At 63.2% G+C, this 3216-nt stretch carries 4 protein-coding genes and 1 pseudogene; all 5 read left to right on the top strand.

Translation table 11 applies throughout. The features are described 5' to 3' along the window. Positions 1-242: pseudogene (locus QOD90_RS19070) on the top strand (VOC family protein); the annotation flags it as partial. Continuing rightward, a complete protein-coding gene (locus tag QOD90_RS19065; protein ID WP_526352394.1) occupies positions 239-826 on the top strand; it encodes an alpha/beta fold hydrolase in 588 nt (195 codons plus the stop codon). The pseudogene QOD90_RS19070 and the gene QOD90_RS19065, both read left to right, overlap by 4 nt. Before the next feature lie 45 nt (positions 827-871). After that, the gene (locus tag QOD90_RS19060) at positions 872-1222 is read left to right on the top strand and encodes a DoxX family protein (RefSeq protein ID WP_526352393.1); all 351 of its coding nucleotides are present in this window, start codon (positions 872-874) and stop codon (positions 1220-1222) included. Between the two features lie 42 nt (positions 1223-1264). Next, positions 1265-2140, top strand: a complete 876-nt coding sequence (locus tag QOD90_RS19055) for an SDR family NAD(P)-dependent oxidoreductase (protein WP_526352392.1) — start codon at positions 1265-1267, stop codon at positions 2138-2140. A gap of 97 nt (positions 2141-2237) precedes the next feature. Further along, on the top strand, positions 2238-3216 hold a 979-nt coding region (locus QOD90_RS19050), incomplete at its 3' end, for an NAD-dependent epimerase/dehydratase family protein (protein WP_526352391.1).

Here is a 3216-nt window from a genome sequence, read left to right as displayed (position 1 = left end):
ATCCCGACAAGCTGATGGTCGAGCACTTCACCGACGGCGACCTGTTCGACAACACCATCGAACCCGGGTGGGCCCCGCTGACCGCATCCGGACTCTACCAATGGGGACCGCCGATCAACCGGAAATTCCTGGGCACCAACCCATCTCCACGGATGATCCTCGACGTCGTGAAGGCTCTGCGTGACGACAACGAACTCAATCTCTCCAGGCTGGTCGCGATGGTGAAGGGCATGAGCCAGTGACCGTCGACTACGTGCGGGGTTGTCGCTACGCCGGCGTAGACGCCGACCACGCGATTGTCGTGCACACCGGGATCACCTCCAATCCGGCCGCTTTGGACCGCTTCTGCGCGCACCACGCCGACCGCGGAGTGGATGTCTGGACTCCAGACGAAAGATTCCGCTTCGACGGGTCGGCCGAAGGCCTGGTCGCCCTGGGCACGGACGTCGCCGAAACGAGCAGTCTGCCCGTGTTCTTGGTGGGATCCGCTCTCAGCGCCACGGCCATTTACCGCACACTCCAAGTGTCCGATGTCTTCTTCGGCGCGGTCCTGATCAGTGATGTGAGCCCGCCCGTCTCACCCGAATCGCTGGACCCGTCGTTACGGCAGAACACAAAGCCGGTCTTGTGGATCATCGGGGGAACGGACGTGACGTCCGGCTCCGCCGCGGCCCGACCCGGCGTTGACCCGGTCGAGGTGCAAAGGCACCCGGACGCCGTTGATCGGCTGATGCTGTCGCACCCCGAGGCCTGCAGCGACGCGGTCCTTGAGTGGTGCCTGCGCCAGCTCAGCAATCACCTCAACCCCACGTGGCGGTTCGAATGAGGACCGCCCAACGTCAGATTGTCAACCCTCAACGAAAGGTTCAAAATGCACATCACCATCATCGTTCTTAGCGCGCTTCTAGCGGTAGCATTCCTCGGCTCGGGCGGTCTTAAGCTCGTCGGCGCCAAACAGTCGTTGCAGATGCGCGACCAGTTGCGCGTCGGACCCCAACTGTGGCGCGTGGTCGGCGCTTTGGAGGTCGCCGGCGCTCTGGGACTGGCCGTCGGACTCGTCGTCCCGGTGCTTGGTATCACCGCGGCGGTCGGTCTCGCCCTGCTGATGGTCGGGGGCATCGGGTCTCACGCCCGAGTACAGGACCTTCGCCATGCCGGCCCCGCCGCGCTGCTCCTCGTACTCAGTGCCGTGACGGCTGGCTTATTGGTCACGTCGCTCTGATCGATTGTTCGAAACCGTCCGAGATCACGAAGGAGTGAAACCATGTCTGACACAACGGAATTACACCAACCTAGCGTCGCCATCACCGGGGCCGGCAGCGGGCTGGGGCGCGCATTGGCGATCAAGCTCGCGGCGAAGGGCTATCGCGTCTTTGGCACGGCACGATCAGAACAGCATGTCGCCGATCTACTGGAGGCGTCGAGTGGCAATGTCGCCCTGTCCCTTGCCGACATCACCGATCAGAGCGCTGTCACTGCCTGGGTGGACAAGGTTTCGGAGGAGGTGGGTCAGCGCGGACTCGACGTGCTGATCAGCAATGCCGGCACTCTGACGCCCGGACCACTTGAAGTGATCCCGTTGAACGACATCAGACGCGAGTTCGAAGTGAATGTCTTCGGAGCCCTGGCGGTGATCAACGGGTTTCTTCCGGCACTGCGCAAGTCTCGCGGCCGCATCGTCCAAATCGGAGCGATGACCGGCCGGCTGCCGGTGCCCTTCGACGGTCCGTCCAGCGCCTCCAAGGCGGCTTTCGAGGCGTTGGCCGACGTCTATCGCGCCGAACTCAAGCCGTTCGGGGTCGCGTTCGTAATGGCTCAGGCCGGCAACATGCGCACCGGAGGGCCCGCCAAGACGGCCGCCGCCCTGAAACGGATGGCAGACTCCATGACCGGCGAGCAGCGCGCACTCTATGGCGACGTCTTCGGCAAGTTCAGCGATGTGCTCAACAACATGCAGAACTCCGGGCTTAGCGCTGAGGCGTCCGCCGACCGGGTGATCGAACTGGTCGAGCAAGTGCCGCCACCAATCCGCGCGGCCGTCGGCGATGACGCGGAACAGATCCTGCGTCTCGTCCGGGAAAAGTCCGACACCGAACTGGATGCCCTGCGACTCCAGCTCATCGGAGCAGCCGATGCCTAGCCAATTGCGTAGTGCACCAACCACTGCACCGAAGTCACGCCAACCAGAGCGCACGTCGCTCCGCCGTTCGGAGGGGTAGCCAACCATGTCTCATGTCTTGATCACCGGTGGCGGAGGTTTGGTCGGGCTGAATACCGCCCGCGCCTTCGCCGCTGAAGGTACTTCAGTCGTGATCACCGCTCGTCACGGACACGACCAAATCGCGAAAGCGTTGGGCGACCTCCGCGAGCTGGTCACCATCGAGCCCGTGGAGTTTGCGCGTAGCGGGGAAGTGTTCGACCTGTTCAGCCGGTACGACTTTCAGTCGGTGATACACGCTGCACAGGCTCACCAACACGCACAAACCCGCACGTCGAACCGCGGCAACTACGACATGATCTTCAATTGTCTGGAAGCCGCAGAGGCCACAGGCGTGAAGCGTCTCGTCCTCGTGAGCTCGATCGCCGTTTATGGCGGCAGCGCACCGCCATTCACCGAAGACGCACGCTTCCCCGTGCAAGCCACGATCGATGACCATCCCGACGCCATGGGCGCCGTTACCGCGCCCGATGGGAGCAGAGCACTCGCGCTACCGGCGTTCGAGGTGTCCGTCAAACGATCCCTGGAGCGCATCGCGCTCGACTATGCCGCTCCCTGGCAGATGGGCGGATCGGCGACTGTGCGCACCAATCAGAAGCTGAACCAGCACCGCCTCGACGTCGCCGTGCTACGGATTCCGACTCAGTTCGGACCGGGCTACAAGGAGATGGGCAGTCCCATCAGCCGAGCTGTCCATACGGTCGCGGGCAGGGGAAATCTGATGGCAGGCGCGGGATACATGGGCGTGCCGCTGTCGGATCTGTGGAGCGTGATCGCCGTGTCCCCATTGACCTACGTTCGCGACACGGCCAGTGCGCTCATGAGCATGATTCATGCCGACGCCCTTCCCCGTCGCATCTACAACTTGTCCAGCGGCTACACCACCAGCGCGCGCGAACAGCTGCTGGCCCTCTATCGGGTAAGGCAAGGTGCCGCACAACAAGTGAACATGGATCCGGAAACGCTTCGGGCGGAACCGTATCCGTCGAACGGATTCA

It is taken from the genome of Mycobacterium sp., from assembly GCF_032161845.1.
Taxonomy (GTDB): domain Bacteria; phylum Actinomycetota; class Actinomycetes; order Mycobacteriales; family Mycobacteriaceae; genus Mycobacterium.
This window is presented reverse-complemented; position numbering and strand designations above follow the sequence as displayed.

Bases quoted from the DNA above. Each gene is read 5' to 3' on its own strand.
- QOD90_RS19060 (WP_526352393.1), top strand. From the start codon at position 872: ATGCACATCACCATCATCGTTCTTAGCGCGCTTCTAGCGGTAGCATTC.
- QOD90_RS19055 (WP_526352392.1), top strand. From the start codon at position 1,265: ATGTCTGACACAACGGAATTACACCAACCTAGCGTCGCCATCACCGGG.